At 72.0% G+C, this 16,156-nt stretch carries 12 protein-coding genes and 1 tRNA gene; 3 read left to right on the plus strand and 10 right to left on the minus strand.

The window, feature by feature from the left end; translation table 11 throughout:
- Positions 1 to 98: 98 nt before the first annotated feature.
- Both ACSU6M_RS14435 and ACSU6M_RS14440 read right to left on the minus strand, forming a co-directional pair.
- The gene (locus ACSU6M_RS14435) at positions 99 to 2,318 is read right to left on the minus strand and encodes an MMPL family transporter (protein WP_437070113.1); all 2,220 of its coding nucleotides are present in this window, start codon (positions 2,316 to 2,318) and stop codon (positions 99 to 101) included.
- A gap of 123 nt (positions 2,319 to 2,441) precedes the next feature.
- The gene (locus tag ACSU6M_RS14440; protein ID WP_437070114.1) at positions 2,442 to 3,041 is read right to left on the minus strand and encodes a TetR/AcrR family transcriptional regulator; all 600 of its coding nucleotides are present in this window, start codon (positions 3,039 to 3,041) and stop codon (positions 2,442 to 2,444) included.
- 241 nt (positions 3,042 to 3,282) lie between these two features.
- Between ACSU6M_RS14440 and ACSU6M_RS14445 the strand changes: the two genes are divergently transcribed.
- Positions 3,283 to 6,648, plus strand: coding sequence for a S41 family peptidase (locus tag ACSU6M_RS14445; protein WP_437070115.1), 3,366 nt, complete (start codon positions 3,283 to 3,285; stop codon positions 6,646 to 6,648).
- Positions 6,649 to 6,789: 141 nt separating this feature from the next.
- Here ACSU6M_RS14445 and ACSU6M_RS14450 read toward each other — a convergent pair whose 3' ends face one another.
- The 4 genes from ACSU6M_RS14450 to ACSU6M_RS14465 all read right to left on the minus strand — a co-directional run bounded on the left by ACSU6M_RS14450 (position 6,790) and on the right by ACSU6M_RS14465 (position 10,474).
- Positions 6,790 to 6,975, minus strand: a complete 186-nt coding sequence (locus ACSU6M_RS14450; RefSeq protein ID WP_437070116.1) for a hypothetical protein — start codon at positions 6,973 to 6,975, stop codon at positions 6,790 to 6,792.
- 87 nt (positions 6,976 to 7,062) lie between these two features.
- Positions 7,063 to 7,947 (minus strand): SDR family oxidoreductase, encoded by an 885-nt coding sequence (locus tag ACSU6M_RS14455; protein ID WP_437070117.1) that lies wholly within the window; start codon positions 7,945 to 7,947, stop codon positions 7,063 to 7,065.
- Complete coding sequence (locus tag ACSU6M_RS14460) at positions 7,944 to 8,933, minus strand: alpha/beta fold hydrolase (RefSeq protein ID WP_437070118.1); 990 nt, start codon at positions 8,931 to 8,933, stop codon at positions 7,944 to 7,946. The genes ACSU6M_RS14455 and ACSU6M_RS14460 overlap by 4 nt, the downstream gene beginning before the upstream one ends.
- A complete protein-coding gene (locus tag ACSU6M_RS14465; RefSeq protein ID WP_437070119.1) occupies positions 8,930 to 10,474 on the minus strand; it encodes a flavin-containing monooxygenase in 1,545 nt (514 codons plus the stop codon). The genes ACSU6M_RS14460 and ACSU6M_RS14465 overlap by 4 nt, the downstream gene beginning before the upstream one ends.
- A 158-nt stretch (positions 10,475 to 10,632) precedes the next feature.
- Between ACSU6M_RS14465 and ACSU6M_RS14470 the strand changes: the two genes are divergently transcribed.
- Positions 10,633 to 11,277, plus strand: a complete 645-nt coding sequence (locus tag ACSU6M_RS14470) for a MerR family transcriptional regulator (RefSeq protein ID WP_437075135.1) — start codon at positions 10,633 to 10,635, stop codon at positions 11,275 to 11,277.
- Here the strand turns inward: ACSU6M_RS14470 and ACSU6M_RS14475 are convergent.
- Both ACSU6M_RS14475 and ACSU6M_RS14480 read right to left on the minus strand, forming a co-directional pair.
- A complete protein-coding gene (locus ACSU6M_RS14475; RefSeq protein WP_437070120.1) occupies positions 11,264 to 12,937 on the minus strand; it encodes a hypothetical protein in 1,674 nt (557 codons plus the stop codon). The genes ACSU6M_RS14470 and ACSU6M_RS14475 overlap by 14 nt on opposite strands.
- 214 nt (positions 12,938 to 13,151) lie before the next feature.
- On the minus strand, positions 13,152 to 13,955 hold the full coding sequence (locus ACSU6M_RS14480) for an exodeoxyribonuclease III (protein WP_437070121.1): 804 nt from the start codon (positions 13,953 to 13,955) through the stop codon (positions 13,152 to 13,154).
- 81 nt (positions 13,956 to 14,036) lie between these two features.
- On the opposite strand from ACSU6M_RS14480, the gene ACSU6M_RS14485 reads away from it, so the two are divergent.
- Positions 14,037 to 14,513, plus strand: coding sequence for a GNAT family N-acetyltransferase (locus tag ACSU6M_RS14485; protein WP_437070122.1), 477 nt, complete (start codon positions 14,037 to 14,039; stop codon positions 14,511 to 14,513).
- 272 nt (positions 14,514 to 14,785) lie between these two features.
- Here the strand turns inward: ACSU6M_RS14485 and ACSU6M_RS14490 are convergent.
- Positions 14,786 to 14,859, minus strand: a tRNA-Ala gene (locus ACSU6M_RS14490).
- Positions 14,860 to 14,911: 52 nt separating this feature from the next.
- On the minus strand, positions 14,912 to 16,102 hold the full coding sequence (sepX, locus tag ACSU6M_RS14495; protein WP_437070123.1) for a divisome protein SepX/GlpR: 1,191 nt from the start codon (positions 16,100 to 16,102) through the stop codon (positions 14,912 to 14,914).
- Positions 16,103 to 16,156 lie beyond the last annotated feature (54 nt).

Raw genomic sequence — 16,156 nt, forward strand, 5'->3', positions numbered from 1 at the left:
GCCACGCGACCGGTTATGCCCCCGGAACGGCAGAGCCGGTGAGGCCCCCGTCCCCACGGGGTCCTCACCGGCCGGCCGAGCCGCGTCGGGGCGGTACGTCAGGCGCGTACCAGCTCCTTCTCCGCGTCGGGGTCCACGTCCCTGCCGCCGTCGGCCGTGCGCAGGCCCTCGCCCTCGACGTCGACGTTGGGCAGGACGCGGTCGAGCCACTTCGGCAGCCACCAGGCCCGCTTGCCCAGCAGCGCCAGGACGGCCGGGACGATGGCCATGCGGACGATGAAGGCGTCGAAGAAGACGGCGACGGCGAGGCCGAAGCCGATCATCTTGACCATCGACTCGCTGGAGCCGATGAAGCCCGCGAACACCGCCATCATGATCACCGCGGCCGCGGTGACGACCCGGGCGCCGTGCTTGAAGCCGGTCACCACGGCCTGGCCGGGCGTCTCCCCGTGCACGTACGCCTCACGCATCCGCGTCACCAGGAAGACCTCGTAGTCCATCGCCAGGCCGAAGACCACACCGACCATGAAGATCGGCATCATCGACATGACCGGGCCGGTCTCCTCCACGCCCATCAGGCCGGCCAGCCAGCCCCACTGGAAGACCGCGACCACGGCACCGAGCGCGGCCATGACCGACAGCAGGAAGCCGAGGGCCGCCTTCAGCGGGACCAGGATCGAGCGGAAGACCACGATCAGCAGCAGGAAGGCGAGGCCGACCACCAGGATCAGATACGGGACCAGGGCGTCGTTGAGCTTCTGCGAGACGTCGATGTTCATCGCCGTGGCGCCCGTGACCAGGACCTCGGCGCCGGTGTCCGAGGTGACGCCCGCGCCGGTGTCGCGGATCGCGTGGACCAGGTCCTCCGTCGTCACCGAGGACGGCTTGGCGTCGGGGATCACCGTGATGGTGGCGGTGTCGCCGGCCTTGTTGGGCGCGGCCGGGGTGACCGTCACGACGTTGTCCAGGGCCTTGATGCGCTCACCGGTCTCGGCGAACGCGGCCTCGGCGTCCTTGCTGTCCTTGGCGTCGACGACCACCATCAGGGGGCCGTTGAAGCCGGGGCCGAAGCCCTCGGTGAGCAGGTCGTAGGCGCGGCGCTGGGTGGTGGAGGTGGGCTGGGAGCCGTCGTCGGGCAGGCCCAGCTCCAGGGAGGCGGCCGGGATCGCGGCCGCGCCCAGGCCGACGATGCCCACGAGGAGCACCGCCAGCGGACGGCGGACCACGAAGCTCGCCCAGCGGGTGCCCATGTTGGGGCCGGCCGGCTTCTTCGCCGCGCGGCCGCCGCCGAGCAGCTTGGACTTCTCGCCGGTCGGGCGCACCTTGCGGCCCGCGTAGCCCAGCAGCGCCGGGATGAGGGTCAGCGCGATGAGAACCGCGATGGCCACCGTGCCCGCCGCGGCCACACCCATCTTCGTCAGCATCGGGATGTTGACGACCGCGAGGCCGACCAGGGCGATGACGACCGTGAGACCGGCGAAGACCACCGCGGAGCCCGCCGTGCCCACGGCCCGGCCCGCCGCCTCCTCGCGCTCGCGGCCCTCGGCCAGCTCGGCGCGGTAGCGGGAGACGATGAACAGCGCGTAGTCGATGCCGACCGCCAGACCGATCATCGTGGCCAGCGTGGAGGTGGTGGAGCCCAGGTCCAGGACCTTGGCGAGGGCGGTGATGGTGGAGACGCCGATGCCGACGCCGATGATCGCGGTGAGCAGCGGCAGACCGGCGGCGAGCAGCGAGCCGAAGGTGATGACCAGGACGACCGCGGCGACGGCGATACCGATGATCTCGCTGCTGCCGGTGTGCGGGGTGGCCTGGAGGGCGTCACCGCCGACCTCGACGGTCAGCCCCGCCCCGCGGGCCCGCTCGGCGGCGTCCTCCAGCGCGTCGCGGGTGGCGTCCTTCAGCTCCATGCCGGAGACGTCGTACTTGACCTGCGCGTAGGCGACCGCGCCGGACTTGCTGACGGCGCCCGCCTGGTACGGGTCGGCGACGGAGGCGACCTCGGCGCCGGACGACAGCTCCTCGACGGTCTTCTCGACGGTCGCCTTGTTCTCGGCGTCCGTCATCTTCTCCCCGGCGGGCGCCTTGAAGACGACGCGGGCGGTGGCCCCGTCGGCGCTCATGCCGGGGAAGCGCTCCTCCAGCAGGTCGAAGGCCCTCTGCGCCTCGGTGCCTGGGATGGAGAACGAGGTGGTGCCGGGGGCGGGCGCGCTGGCCGCGCCGACTCCGGCGAGGGTCAGCAGCGCCACCCATATCAGGGCGACGAAGTGCCGTCGCCGGAAGGCGAGGCGGCCCAGTTTGTAGAGGAACGTGGCCACGGGGCGTACTCCCGGTCAGGTCGTGGGTTGTACAGGGCAGGGTTGACCGTCCCCGCGGGGAGGCAGGGGCGGTCGGCCCGACGACGTGAGCGGTGACGTCAGGTACCGGTGAGGGGATTGGGGTCAGACTGCTCGGACGCCGAGGGCGGGGAGGACCACGGCATCCATGTACGAGATGAGGAACGCCCGGGTGGGCGGCCGGTCGTCCAGCAGGGTGCGGGTGACGAACCCGCCGACCATCATGTGGAGCAGGAAGTCCAGCGCCGGGCAGTCGGGGCGGACCTCGCCCCGGTCGACCGCGCGCTGCAGCACCCGCCGGAACTCGGCCATCTCCGGTTCGATCAGCTGCTCCTGGAACGCCTGACGCAGGTCGGGGTTCTGGTGGACCGCCATGGCGATGCCCCGCATCAGCGCGGAGTTCCGCTCCATCGTGCAGTCGTCCTCCAGCGCCACGAGGGCGTGCAGGTCGCCGCGGAGCGAGCCGGTGTCGATCATGCCGATCTTCTCCGGCTTGCCGTGCCGGAGGGCCTTGACGACCAGCTCGGCCTTGCCGCCCCACTGGCGGTAGAGCGTGGCCTTGCTGGACCGGGTGCGGGCGGCCACGGCGTCCATGGTGAGGGCGTCGTAGCCGACTTCCCGGAGCAGATCGAGCACCGCCTCGTACAGCTCGGCCGCGCGCTCGGGCGTGAGCCGGCTGCGACGCTGGGTCGCGACCTCAGCCATGTCCTCACCCCTTCCGCTCCGCAGGACCCGGTGTCCTGACTCGTACACCGTCGAATATAGCGCAGAATCGCTGCGAAACGAAACGGTTTCGTACGTGCGGTGGGTCACTGAGGGACGCGGCTGGACGCGGCCACCAGGGACGCGCCGGGGCCCACCAGGGACCGCCCAGGGACGCACCGCCGCCCGGGTGCCCGGAAATTCACAAGTTGCTCCACTCCGTCCCAGGGAAAAGCATGACTGTGTGAGCTATCTGCGCCTGCCCCACATCAGCGGTGACCTGCTCTGCTTCGTGGCCGAGGACGACCTCTGGCTCGCCCCGCTGGACGAACCCGGCCGGGCCTGGCGGCTCACAGTCGACCGGACCAAGCTGGGCCACCCCCGCTTCTCCCCCGACGGCCGCCACATCGCGTACACCAGCTGGCGCAGCCTGGTCCCCGAGCTGCACCTGGTGCCGGTGGACGGCGGGCCGAGCCGTCAGCTGACGTACTGGGGGAGCGCCGACACCCGCGTGTGCGGCTGGACCCCGGACGGCACGATCCTCGCCGTCGCCTCGCACGGCGAGCCCTTCTCCTACTTCACCTGGGCCTACAAGGTCTCCCCCGACGGCGACCCCGGCCGCAAGCTCCCCTGGGGCCCGGTCTCCGACATCCAGGTCGCCGACCTCCCCGACGGACACCGGACCCTCCTGCTCACCGGCACCCCGCCGCACGAACCCGCGGCCTGGAAGCGCTACCGGGGCGGCGCCACGGGCCGCCTCTGGCTGCACGGCGAGCGGCTGCTGAAGGACATCGACGGCCATCTGGCCTGCCCCATGTTCGTCGGTGACCGGATCGCCTTCCTCTCCGACCACGAGGGCGTCGGCAACCTCTACTCCTGCGCCCACGACGGCACCGACCTGCGCCGCCACACCGACCACGACGCCTTCTACGCCCGCAGCGCCTCCACCGACGGCACCCGGGTGGTCTACCAGTGCGCGGGAGAGCTGTGGATCGTGGACGCCCTCACCCCCGACTCCGAGCCACGCCGGCTCGACGTGCGACTCAGCGGGCCGCGCGCGGGACGCCGCCCCTACCAGGTGCCGGCCGCGCAGCACGTCGACGGCATCTCGGTCGACGACACCGGCCGGGCCAGCGCGGTCGTCGTCCGCGGCAGCCTGTACTGGCTCACCCACCGCGACGGCCCGGCCCGCACCATCACCGACACGCCGGGCGTACGGGTGCGGCTGCCGGAGATGCTCGGCTCGGGCGGCCAGGTGGCCTATGTGACGGACGCCGAGGGCGAGGACGCCGTCGAGATCGCCTACCTGCCGCGCGCCACCGGCGACCGCGCACCGCGCCGCCTGGCCTCGGGCGCGCTGGGGCGGGTGCTGGAGCTGGTGTCCGACCCGGACGGGGAGCGCCTCGCCATCGCCTCGCACGACGGACGGCTGCTCCTCCTCGACGTCACGGAGGACTCCGAGGTCTCCGTGGACTCCGAGGACTCCGTGGACTCCGAGGACTCCGAGGTCTCCGAGGTCTCCAAGGTCTCCGAGGACTCCATGCACTCCACGGACTCCATGGACTCCGAAGGCCCCGATCCGGACGGGGACTCCGGCGGCCGGATCACCGAGCTGATCCACTCGGTCAACGGACCCGTGCGCGACCTCGCGTTCTCCCCCGACGGGGCGTGGCTGACCTGGTCGCACCCGGGCATCGGCCGCTCGCTGCGGCAGATCAAGATGGCCCGGATCAAGGACCGGATGATCGTCGACGTCACCGACGGCCGCTTCGAGGACGAGAACCCGGTCTTCACCCGCGACGGCCGCTATCTGGCGTTCCTGTCCTGGCGCGGCTTCGACCCGGTCTACGACGTGCACACCGGCGACCTGTCCTTCCCGCTGGGCTGCCGCCCCTACCTGGTCCCGCTGTCCTCGGCCACCCCCTCCCCGTTCGCCCTGAACCCCGAGGGCCGGCCGGCCGCGGGCGGCATGGACCCGCTGGAGGAGGAGGGCGGCGGCACGGTCACCGTCGAGATCGAGGGCCTGGCGAACCGGGTGACGCCGTTCCCGGTCACCGCCTCCAAGTACTCGGCGCTGCACCCGGTCGCGGGCGGCGGACTGGTGTGGCTGCGCTGGCCGATCTCGGGCGCCCTCGGCGAGACGTTCGCCGACCCCGACGACACCAGCGGCCGCCCCACGCTGGAACACTTCACCATCACCAAGGCCAAGCGGACCGAACTCGTCCAGCACCTCGACTGGTTCGCGGTCAGCGGCGACGGCAGCCGCATGGTCGTCGTCGACGAGGGCGACCTGCGGGCCGTACCGGCGACGGAGCCGGGCGACAGCGACTCCACCGTCTGGATCGACCTGCGCCGCATCCTGCACACCGTCGATCCGGGCGCCGAGTGGCGGCAGTCCTACGACGAGGCCGGCCGGCTGATCCGCGCCTACTTCTGGGATCCGGGCATGTGCGGCATCGACTGGGACGCCGTCCTCGACCAGTACCGTCCGCTGGTCGAACAGGTCGCCTCCCCCGACGACTTCGCCGACCTGCTGCGCGAGGTGCTCGGCGAACTCGGCACCTCGCACGCCTATGTCAGCGCCGCCCGCCGCAACGAGGGCCCGCCGCACTACCGCCGCCTCCAGGGCCTGCTCGGCGCCAACTTCGTGTGCCGGGACGGCAACTGGACGGTCAAGCGGATCCTGCCCGGCGAGTCCTCCGACTCCAAGGCCCGCTCCCCGCTGGCCGGCACCGGCATCCGCGAGGGCGCGGTCCTCACCCATGTCGACGGCCGCCCCGTCGACCCGGTCGCGGGACCCTACCCGCTGCTGGCCGGAGCGGGCGGTACGACGGTCGAGCTGACCTTCACCCCGGCCGAGGGCGAGGCCGGCCGCCCCCGCCGGGTCGCCGTCGTCCCCCTCACCGACGAGCGCCCCCTGCGCTACCAGGACTGGGTCGCCAAACGCCGCGAGGTGGTCCGCGAGCTGAGCGGCGGCAAGTGCGGCTACCTCCACATCCCGGACATGGGCGGCTCGGGCTGGGCCCAGTTCAACCGCGACCTGCGCATGGAGGTCTCCCGGCCCGCGCTCATCGTCGACGTACGCGGCAACGCGGGCGGCCACATCAGCGAACTCGTCATCGAGAAACTGACCCGCACGATCCTCGGCTGGGACCTCACCCGTGACGCCCAGCCCGTCTCCTACGCCTCCAACGCCCCGCGCGGCCCGGTCGTCGCCCTCGCCGACGAGGCCACCTCCTCCGACGGCGACATGATCACCGCCGCGTTCAAACTCCTGAAGCTCGGCCCGGTCGTCGGCCAGCGCACCTGGGGCGGCGTGGTCGGCATGACCGGCCGTCACCAACTGGGCGACGGCACGGTGATCACGGTCCCGATGAACGCCGCCTGGTTCGACGCCTACGGCTGGTCCGTGGAGAACAAGGGCGTCGCCCCCGACCTGGAGGTGCTGCGCACCCCCCTGGACTGGGCCGAGGGCCGCCACGCCCAGCTGGACGACGCGGTGCAGCTGGCCCTGCGCCTGCTGTCGGCCCACCCTCCGGCCACCCCGCCGGACCACCGCCACACCCCTGACCGCTCACGCCCGAAACTGCCGCCGCGGTCCACGCCCTGAGGTCGTGCCGCTGCCAACCCCCTGAGGGGCGTGGGGAATCTCGTGCCCCCCACCATCCGCGCCCGAGAACGACCAACAACGCAGGGTGCCCCCCGAAACGGGGGGCACCCCACGTGAATCGGCCAAGGCCGAGGGCAGCGGCTACGCGTCGTAGTCGCGGTCGAGACGGTCCTGCTCCTCCATGCGGGAGCGCTCCGTCTCCTCGTCACGCTGCTGGCCACGCTGCTGGCCGCGCTGCTGCGCCTGCCGCTTGGCCTGCTCCATCTTCTCCTTGCCCTGCTGCTGCCACTGCTCGGCCTTGTCCTGGAACTGGTCCTTCATACCCATGTGGGTTCACTCCTGTGGTGGGTGAGGGAACTGCCCCTTGCGGGGCCTCGACCAGATTCACATGGGTGGTGACGGTCCGCATGTCGATCAGTCACGCAGCGTGTTCCTGTGCTGTTCGTCGGCGTTCCCGCCCGCGCCCACCAGCCCGAGGCGCATCCCCTCCAGCCGGTCCGCGAACCGCGCCATCTCCCGCTGCCCGACCACGCCGATGATCCCCGGCAGATAACCGCGCACCCCCTGCATCCCGCGCAGCCACCACTGCCCGTAGACATGGCTGGAGCGGCGCTCGATGCCGGCGACGATCCGGTCCACCGCCGGACCCAGCGGGTAGGTCTTGTTGGACGGCCACGGCAGCCGCTGGCGCAACTCCCGCATGACGTCGTCCTGATCGGCCCCGCGCACCATGTCGGTGTCGGTCCACGACAGATACCCCACGCCCACCTTCACGCCCTTGTAGCCGACCTCGGCGCGCAGGCTGTGCGCGTACGCCTCCACGCCGGACTTGGAGGCGCAGTACGCGGTCATCATCGGCGCGGGGGTGATGGCGGCGAGGGAGGCGATCTGGAGCAGATAGCCGCGGCTCTCCATCAGCACCGGCAGGAACGCGCGGGCCGTCACCGCCGAACCGATGAGGTTGACCTCGATCACCCGCCGCCACGCCTCGGGGTCGGAGTCGACGAACGGACCGCCGCTGGCGACCCCCGCGTTGGCGACGACGATGTCGACCTTCCCGAACCGCTCCTTGACCTCGCGGGCCACGCGGGCCATGGCCTCGTGATCGGTGACGTCGGCGTACCAGTGGTCGCTGTCGCCGTGCAGCCGCGAGGAGACCTCCTTGAGGGCGTCCGGCTCCAGCCCGACCAGCGCCACGGCCGCGCCCCGTGCCGACAGCTTGCGGGCGAGCAGTTCCCCGACCCCGCGCGCCGCCCCCGTGACGACCGCGACCTGCCCCTGCAGACTGACCCTGCTCATGCGCCCTCCTTGACCTGCGTGTACGTCGTTGCGTCGGCCTGCGCACGCGCCGCGCCGCCGGACTGGGTGTCCGTCGTGCCGCCGGCCCGGCCGTACTCCGTGACGAGGGTCCGGATGCGGCCGGTGACCGCCTCCGGCGCCTCCACCGGCGTCATGTGCCCCACGCCGGCCAGTTCGGTGACCCCGACGCACTGGGGCAGCGCGGCGGCCAGCGCGCGGGCGTGCACCGCGGGGGTGAGCCGGTCGGCACTGCCGGCGATCACCGCGGTGGGTACGCGCAACTCCCGTACCCCGTGGTCGAGATCGAGGAGTTCCAGCACATGGGCCCAGGTGTACCGGACGGTGCGCGGGCAGGCGTGCACGATCCGCGCGCACGCCTCGACCATGTGCGGGGCCGAACCGGCGCCCATGGTGGCGTACTTGAGGATGCGGCGGGCGAGCGGGGTGACCGGGCCGAGCGGCGCCCGCGAGCCGAGGATGTGCCGGGTCAGCCAGGTCCGCAGCCGGCCCGCGCGCAGCGGGACGACCGTGGACTCGGCGACCAGCCGTGAACTGCCCGTGCTGCACAGCAGCACCGCCGCCGCGTGCGCCCGGAAGGCGGGCCGGGCGGAGGCCGCCATGACGGTCATGCCGCCCATGGAGTGACCGGCGATCACCGCCTTCTCGCCCGGTGCGAGTGTGGCCAGGAGGACGGCCTCCAGGTCGTCGGCGAGCGTGTCCGTGCTGCATGCCGGGCTCGCGGGGCTGCGTCCGTGGCCGCGCTGGTCGTAGGCGATCACCTTGTGGTCGGCGGCCAGGTCGCGGATCTGCGCCGCCCAGAACGCGGTCGAGCAGGTCCAGCCGTGGGCGAGAACGACGGCGGGCGCGTCCTCGGGGCCGTGCACCTCGACGTGCAGCCGGGCGCCGTCCGCGGAGACGGCGGTCAGCACGCGGGCGGGGACGGGCGGGGCGTAGGGGCCGGTGGCGACGTGGCGGAGGCGGCTCATGCGGTCACGTCCTCGGCCGGCTCGCGTACGGCCTTCAGGGCGGGCCTCCTGGCGCCGGACTCGCGCAGCACGGCGTACTCCCCGAGGTCCACGCGCCGCGTGGCACGCCGGAACTCCGTCGTCGTACCGGGCCAGATGGTGGTGTTGCGGCCGCTCGCGTCCAGGTACCAGCTGGTGCAGCCGCCGGTGTTCCACACCGTGCGCTTCATCCGGTCCTGCACCCGGCGGTTCCAGGCGCCCACGGCGCTGGGGCGGGCGTCGAGGGCGACGCGGCCGCCCAGGACGTCGAGCTGGCGCAGATAGTCGGCCATGTAGTTCAGCTGGGACTCGATCATGAGGATCATGGAGGAGTTCCCGAGGCCGGTGTTGGGGCCGATGATGGTCATCCAGTTCGGGAAGCCCGCGGCGGACGCGCCGCGCAGCGCCTCCATGCCGCCCTTCCACACCTCGGCGAGGGTCTTGCCCTCGGCGCCGACGACCCGTTCGGCGATCGGCATGTCGGTGACGTGGAAGCCGGTGCCGAAGACGATCGCGTCGACCTCGGCCTCGGTGCCGTCGGCGGCGACGACCGTGGAGCCGCGGATCTCGGCGAGGCCGCCGGCCACGACGTCCACATTGGGCCTGGCGATCGCCGGGTAGTACTCGCTGGACAGCAGGATCCGCTTGCAGCCGATGCGGTAGTCGGGGGTGAGCTTGGCCCGCAGAGCCGGGTCCTTGATGGCCCGGTGCATGTTCTGCTTGGCCAGCTTCTCGACCAGACCGAGCTCGTTCGGGTGCTTGGTGAACGCCTGGACCTGAAGCTCGCGGATGCCCCACAGCAGGCCGCGGCGCAGCTGGGTGGTGAAGGGCAGGGCGCGGTGCAGGGCGCGCTCGGCGCCGCTGATCGCCCGGTCCATGCGGGGCATGACCCACGGCGGGGTGCGCTGGAAGAGGGTGAGGCGGGCGACCTTCGGCTGGATGGCCGGGACGATCTGGATGGCGGAGGCGCCGGTGCCGATCATGGCGACGCGCTTGCCGGTGAGGTCGTAGTCGTGGTCCCAGCGGGCGGAGTGGAAGACCTTGCCGGGGAAGGTGTCCAGGCCGGGGATCTCGGGGATCTTCGGGTCGGACAGCGGTCCGGTGGCGGAGACGACGACATCGGCGGTGAGCGTGCCGGAGCTGGTCTCGATGCGCCACAGCAGCTTGTCGGCGTCCCAGGTCATCCGCTTGACCTCGGAGTCGAAGCGGAGGTGCGGGCGCAGTCCGAAGGTGTCGGTGACGTGCTCCAGGTAGGCGCGGATGTGCTCCTGTCCGGAGAAGGTGCGGGGCCAGTCGGGGTTGGGGGCGAAGGAGAAGGAGTACAGGTGCGAGGGCACGTCGCAGGCGCAGCCGGGGTAGCTGTTGTCCCGCCAGGTGCCGCCGACGCTGCTCGCCCGCTCCAGGACGACGAAGTCGGTGATCCCCTCGCGCCGCAGCCGTACGGCGGCTCCCAGTCCGCCGAACCCGGACCCGACGACCGCCACCCGCACATGCTCGTGTTCGTGATCGTGTTCGTTGGCCATCCCGAAGCCTCCGCGCATCGCTCTTGGACTCTGCCAGTGAACACTGGCGCAATGGGGAGAGTAGAGGAGGACCGTACTCATGGGTAGGGGGCGGGCCGAGGAAAGTTACCGACGGTACGACATAGGCTTCCGGTGTGGCAGAGAAGCGTGAATACCGCATGGAGGAGCTGGCCGAGCTGGCCGGCATCACGGTGCGCACCCTGCGCTTCTACCGCGAGCGCAAGCTGATCCCGCCGCCCCGCCGCGAGGGCCGCATCGCCTGGTACGACGACCACCACCTGGCCCGCCTGCGCACGATCGCCGCCCTGCTGGAGCGCGGCCACACCCTCAGCGGCATCGCCGAGCTCGCCGAGGCGTTCGACCACGGCCGCGACGTCGGCGACCTGCTGGGGCTCGGCACACCCACCGAGGAGGAGCCGGTCCGCCTCACCCCCGAGGAGCTCGCCGACCACTTCGCGGGCGAGGTCACCCCGGAGAACTTCGCCGCCGCCATGGAGCTCGGCTACCTCGGCACCGACGGCGAGGACATCGTCCACATCAGCCGCCGGCTCCTCGACGTCTCCGCCGCCCTGGTCCGCGAGGGCATCCCGCTCGCCGAGGTCCTCGCCGCCGCCTCCCGCGTGCGCGCCCACGCCGACGCCCTCGCCGACCTCTTCGCCGACCTCGTGCTGCGCCACGCCCCCGAGGAGGACCTCCAGCGCCTGCGCCCCCTGGCGCGCAGCGTCGTCGAGGCGGAGCTCTCCCTGGCGATGGACCGCAGACTGCGCAAGAGCGGCGAGACACCTCCTACTAGCGCCTCTTGAGGTTGACCTTCCCGGCCTTCTTGGTGAACAGGGCGCCGCCCACGCTCATCGAGACGAGCACGGTGTACTTCCCCGGCGGGAGGTCGCAGACGTCGATGCCCGCGGCGCCCGAGGTGAAGTAGCCGAAGTCGTAGGTGCCGAGATCGCCCCGCTGCTTGTGCGGGCGGACGGCACCGGGGTTCTTCTTCGCGGCGAGCGCGTAGGAACGCACCTCGGACCGGCCTTCGAGCACGAGGTAGTACAGGGCGTGCCCGTCGCGGTCGGCATTGCGTCCGGGCAGGAAGAAGACGCCCTCCGCGTGGAGCCTGCGCTCGCTCTCCGCCACCTTCACGGGGGAGAAGCACACGCCCGGCGAGTCCACGCCGACGATGCTCCTCTTGATCAGCCTCAGTCCGCCCTTGCCGCCCCGGAACAGCACCTCCGAGTCGCCGCACACCTGACGCCGGTCCACCGCGGCCGCCGAGATCAGCCGGGTGCGCCGGGAGATGCCCTCCTTCTCGCTGCTGACCCAGACGGAGACGTCATAGGTGCCCTGCGGGAGGTCGGCGAAGGTCAGTCCCCCCTGCGAGGCGAACCCGCCCTTCTCGTACGCGCAGAAGTACTCGTCGAAGTAGTCCCGGTAGAGCCTGATCTCGGGGGTCGTCTCCAGCGGATACGTCCACGTCCTGCCGTCCTTCTCCAGGACCAGGGTCTTGGTCTCGTCCACCGGTCCCTCGGCCCCCACGCCCGGCAGGAACGCCCGGCCCTTCAGCTGCAGACCGCCGTCCGTGAACACGGCACGGGTGAGCACGGCGAGGGCGGTGTCGGAGCCGCGCAGTTCGGCCAGGTACCGGGCCGCCTCCTGCGGGTCCTCCGGCTCGGAGCCGATGGTGACCTCGCCCCAGCGGGGCGCGACACCCTCCGTCATCGCGTAGACGATGCTCAGGATCGACGGCAGCGCCTGCCGGACCACCTCGTCGTGCCGCCGCACGGTCGGCGAGTCCACGAACAGGAAGTTGAAGTTCTCGTACGCCCGCAGCGCCGGCAGATAGTGCACGACCTCCTGCTCGTACTGGTAGTCGCCGGGCGAGGAGACCACGTAGATGTTCCGCTTGAGGTCGTTGTCCTTCGCCAGGACGTCCTTCATCACCTCGTCCATCACGGCCACGTTCTCGTCGGGCTGCCCCTCGCCGAGCACGGCATCGCCGAGCTGGCCGTGGCCCTTGGAGTAACTGCCGAGGAAATACTGCGGAGTCGACGCGATGATGTTCTTGTAGTCGTACTTCAGGCCGTAGTAGAGCGCGGCGCTCCCGCCCTTGGAGGCGCCCAGCAGCGTCACCTGGTCACGGGTCACGCGCAGCCGGCGCATGAAGTCCTGGATGAGCGCCTGGATGGAGTCCGAGACGCTGAAGTCCATGTTCCGGGCCACGTAGTAGGACGCGGCGCCGTCGAAGTGGTCGCGGATCCTGAGGACATGGCACTTGACGCTGTCCAGCGCCCCGCCGAAGCCGTACTTGCTGCCCACGGACGAGAACACCACCAGCAGATGCCGGTGGTCCCCCTGCGCCGCCCGGAACTGGTACTCCACCGGCCACTTCCCGTGCGTCTCCACGCTCTCCTGGTACACGCGGGTCATCTGCACGGCGTAGTTGGGCGACAGCGGGGGCGGGGGGTTCGTCATGGGGGGTAGCACTCTCTGGCCGGGGCTCGAAGGGCTGCTCCGGACGGAGTATACGGAGTGGACACCTGGAGTTCGGACGGAAGTGGAATACGGTCCACCGGGCACGATCATGGCCGACCGCGGCCTGTCGACAGCCTGTGCGCGACCTGTCCACGGCCTGTCGGCAGCCTGTGCGCGCCCTGTCCGCCGCCCGCCCGCGGTCGGCCCGCGGCCCTCAGCGGTCGTACACCGCCGTCACCGGCGCGTGGTCGCTCCACCGCTCGGCGTGGGTCGCGGCCCGCTCCACGTACGCCTTCACACAGCGCTCCGCCAGCCCCGGCGTCGCGACCTGGAGGTCGATGCGCCAGCCGCTGTCGTTGTCGAACGCCCGCCCGCGGTACGACCACCAGCTGTACGGCCCCTCCACCTGCGGGTGCAGGGCCCGTACGACATCCACGTACCCGCCGTCCGCCGCGTCGAGGACCCGGCCCAGCCACTCCCGCTCCTCCGGCAGGAAGCCGGAGTTCTTGGTGTTGCCGCGCCAGTTCTTCAGGTCGGCGGGCTGGTGGGCGATGTTCCAGTCGCCGCAGACCAGCACCTCGCGCCCCGCGGCGGCGGCCCGCTCGCGCAGCTCCTTGAGGTAGGCGAGGAACTCCCCCATGAAGCGGATCTTCTCGTCCTGCCGCTCGGTGCCCACCTCACCGGAGGGCAGATAGAGGGAGGCGACCGTCACACCCGGCAGATCGGCCTCCACATAGCGGCCGCTGCCGTCGAACTCGGCGGAGCCGAAGCCGATCCGCACCGCGTCGGGCTCGCGGCGGGTGTAGAGGGAGACGCCGGCCCGGCCCTTGGCGGCGGCGGGCGCGTGCACCACGTGCCACCCCTCGGGCGTGCGCACCTGCTCGGGCAGCTGCTGGGGCTCGGCCCGCACCTCCTGGAGGCACAGCACATCGGCGGAGGTACCGGCCAGCCACTCCACGAAGCCCTTCTTCGCGGCGGCGCGCAGCCCGTTCACATTCACAGAGGTCACAGTGAGCACTCGCGCACGATACCGGCACACTGGACCGGGTCCAGAATTCGATTGATGAGAACCCTGTCATACGTACGTACGATGGCCGGCATGCAGATCCGCCGCGTCCCCTTCGACCACCCCGACGCCGTGAAGCTCAACGACGAGGTCCAGGCCGAGTACCACGAGCGCTACGGCGACGGCGGCGACGCCACCGTCCTCGCCCCCGCCGACTTCGAGCCGCCGCGCGGCCTCTTCCTCGTCGCCTACGACGCGTCGGACCGCCCCGTGGCCACCGGCGGCTGGCGCAGCCAGGACGAGAACGACGAGGGCAACCAGGACGGCGACGCGGAGCTCAAGCGCATGTACGTCGTCCCCGACATGCGCGGCCGCGGCCTCGCCCGGCGGATCCTGGCGGCCCTGGAGGACGACGCCCGCGCGGCCGGCCGCGTCCGCATGGTCCTGGAGACCGGGAACAAGCAGCCGGAGGCCATCGCCCTGTACACGGCCACCGGCTACGAGCCCTGCGTGAAGTTCGGCTACTACCGCTTCTACGAGGACAGCCTCTGCTACGCCAAGCCTCTGTGACCCGCCCCCTGTGACTCAGCGGCTCAGGCCGCCTGGTGCAGGGCCTGTTGGCCGGGCCGCTCCTCAACCGCGACGCGGCCCCGGCCCTGCGCGCCTTCGGCCTCCGCGCCCCGGAAGCCGACCGCGGCCGTGTGAGCGGCGTCTCACACCGAGTCAGGTCCCCGCACCGGCACAGCGGCACGCCCCCGGAAACACGAAGATCCCGCCCGATCGAAGTGATCGGACGGGATCTCGTCAACCGCCTACGAGCTGGCTCGTGAACGGTGCTGCGGTGGACCTGAGGGGATTTGAACCCCTGGCCCCCTCGATGCGAACGAGGTGCGCTACCGGACTGCGCCACAGGCCCTTGCAACGAGTGAAACTTTAGCACCCCGATCGGTGTGCTCGGAAATCCGTTGTCACTCGTTGGCGGCCCGCGGCCGGCCGCCGTCCTCGTACTGGTCGAACAGCGGCGTACGCCCCCGCTCCCGCGAGCGCCGGGCGGAGGCCGCACGCCGTGCGTCGGTGCGCCCCTCGCCCTCGGCGGGCAGGTCGTCGCCGTGCCCGGCCTCGGGGTCCGCGGCGGCCGCGGGGTCCCCCGCGGGTTCCTGGTCGCGGGGGGCGGCGCCGGAGCGCGCCGAGCTCCAGGCGTCGGCCGCCCCGAGGTCCACACCGGCCGTGGCGCGCGGCGCGACCGGCGCGGTCACATAGGTCGGCAGCGGCACGGGCACCGGCTCCCAGCTCTCGCCGGGGCCCGGTCTGCGCTGGCGCTCCCGCTGCTGGTCGACCCACTCCGCGTGGTCCGTCTGTTCCACCAGGGCCCGCCGGTCCGCCGCGAGCGCCGACAGTCCGGGGTCCTCCTGCGGTTCGACCGCTTCGTCGGGCTCCTCGGTGTCGTCGGCCGCCACGTCCGCCGCGGCGGCGGCGCCCCGGCGCGGCTCGCGCCGTACCCGCTCGTGCAGATGCTGGGCCGCGACCTCGGCGCGACGCCGGTCCATCTGGAGGGCGAAGCGGCGCCGCTCCTGGGACCGCAGATAGGCGATGTACGCGCTCAGCAGCACCGCGGGCACGGCCGGCGCCCAGAGGAAGGCCAGCCCGCCGACGGCGGCGACGATGGCGCCCAGCGTGAAGGCGAGGAACAGCATCACCGTGGTGCGGCGGCGGCGCGCGAGCACCTTCGAGCGCTGGGCCCGCGCCGCGGCGGCACTGGCGGCGGCGCTCGCGGCGGGTTCCCGCCGGGCGCTCGGCACCGGCCCGCGCGCCGGTGCGACCGGGCGCTCGCGTGGAGACGGCTCGTCGCGTTCGGCGACCGGCGCCTGGGCCGCCGGCTGCGGGCGGGCCGGGGGCACGGCGAAGGCCCGGACGTCCACCGAGTCGGTGACCGCGTCCGGGTCGTGCAGGCCGGGCTCCTCCGGGTCGGCGGAGCGCGCAAGGTCCTTGGCGTACCGGCGCTCCATGCCCGCTCGTCCGGACAGCAACCGGATGGCAGTGCTGAAGCGTTCCGTCGGACGGGCCTCGTTCAGCTCGTCCTGCCTACGGAGCCACATCGGCACCAAGTAGGCGGCCCAGGCCCCGACGATGACTGCGTAGATGAGGCCGCTGCTGCTCACGCCTCACACGGTAGAGGGGTTTGCGTGAGGCCATCCGCCAATTGGGCCGGTGTG

The organism is Streptomyces sp. enrichment culture (assembly GCF_964272895.1).
Classification (GTDB): Bacteria; Actinomycetota; Actinomycetes; order Streptomycetales; family Streptomycetaceae; genus Streptomyces.

Bases quoted from the DNA above. Each gene is read 5' to 3' on its own strand.
- ACSU6M_RS14460 (WP_437070118.1), bottom strand. From the start codon at position 8,933: ATGAGCCGCCTCCGCCACGTCGCCACCGGCCCCTACGCCCCGCCCGTC.
- ACSU6M_RS14450 (WP_437070116.1), bottom strand. From the start codon at position 6,975: ATGGGTATGAAGGACCAGTTCCAGGACAAGGCCGAGCAGTGGCAGCAG.
- ACSU6M_RS14475 (WP_437070120.1), bottom strand. From the start codon at position 12,937: ATGACGAACCCCCCGCCCCCGCTGTCGCCCAACTACGCCGTGCAGATG.
- ACSU6M_RS14440 (WP_437070114.1), bottom strand. From the start codon at position 3,041: ATGGCTGAGGTCGCGACCCAGCGTCGCAGCCGGCTCACGCCCGAGCGC.
- ACSU6M_RS14485 (WP_437070122.1), top strand. From the start codon at position 14,037: ATGCAGATCCGCCGCGTCCCCTTCGACCACCCCGACGCCGTGAAGCTC.
- ACSU6M_RS14470 (WP_437075135.1), top strand. From the start codon at position 10,633: ATGGAGGAGCTGGCCGAGCTGGCCGGCATCACGGTGCGCACCCTGCGC.
- ACSU6M_RS14465 (WP_437070119.1), bottom strand. From the start codon at position 10,474: ATGGCCAACGAACACGATCACGAACACGAGCATGTGCGGGTGGCGGTC.
- ACSU6M_RS14455 (WP_437070117.1), bottom strand. From the start codon at position 7,947: ATGAGCAGGGTCAGTCTGCAGGGGCAGGTCGCGGTCGTCACGGGGGCG.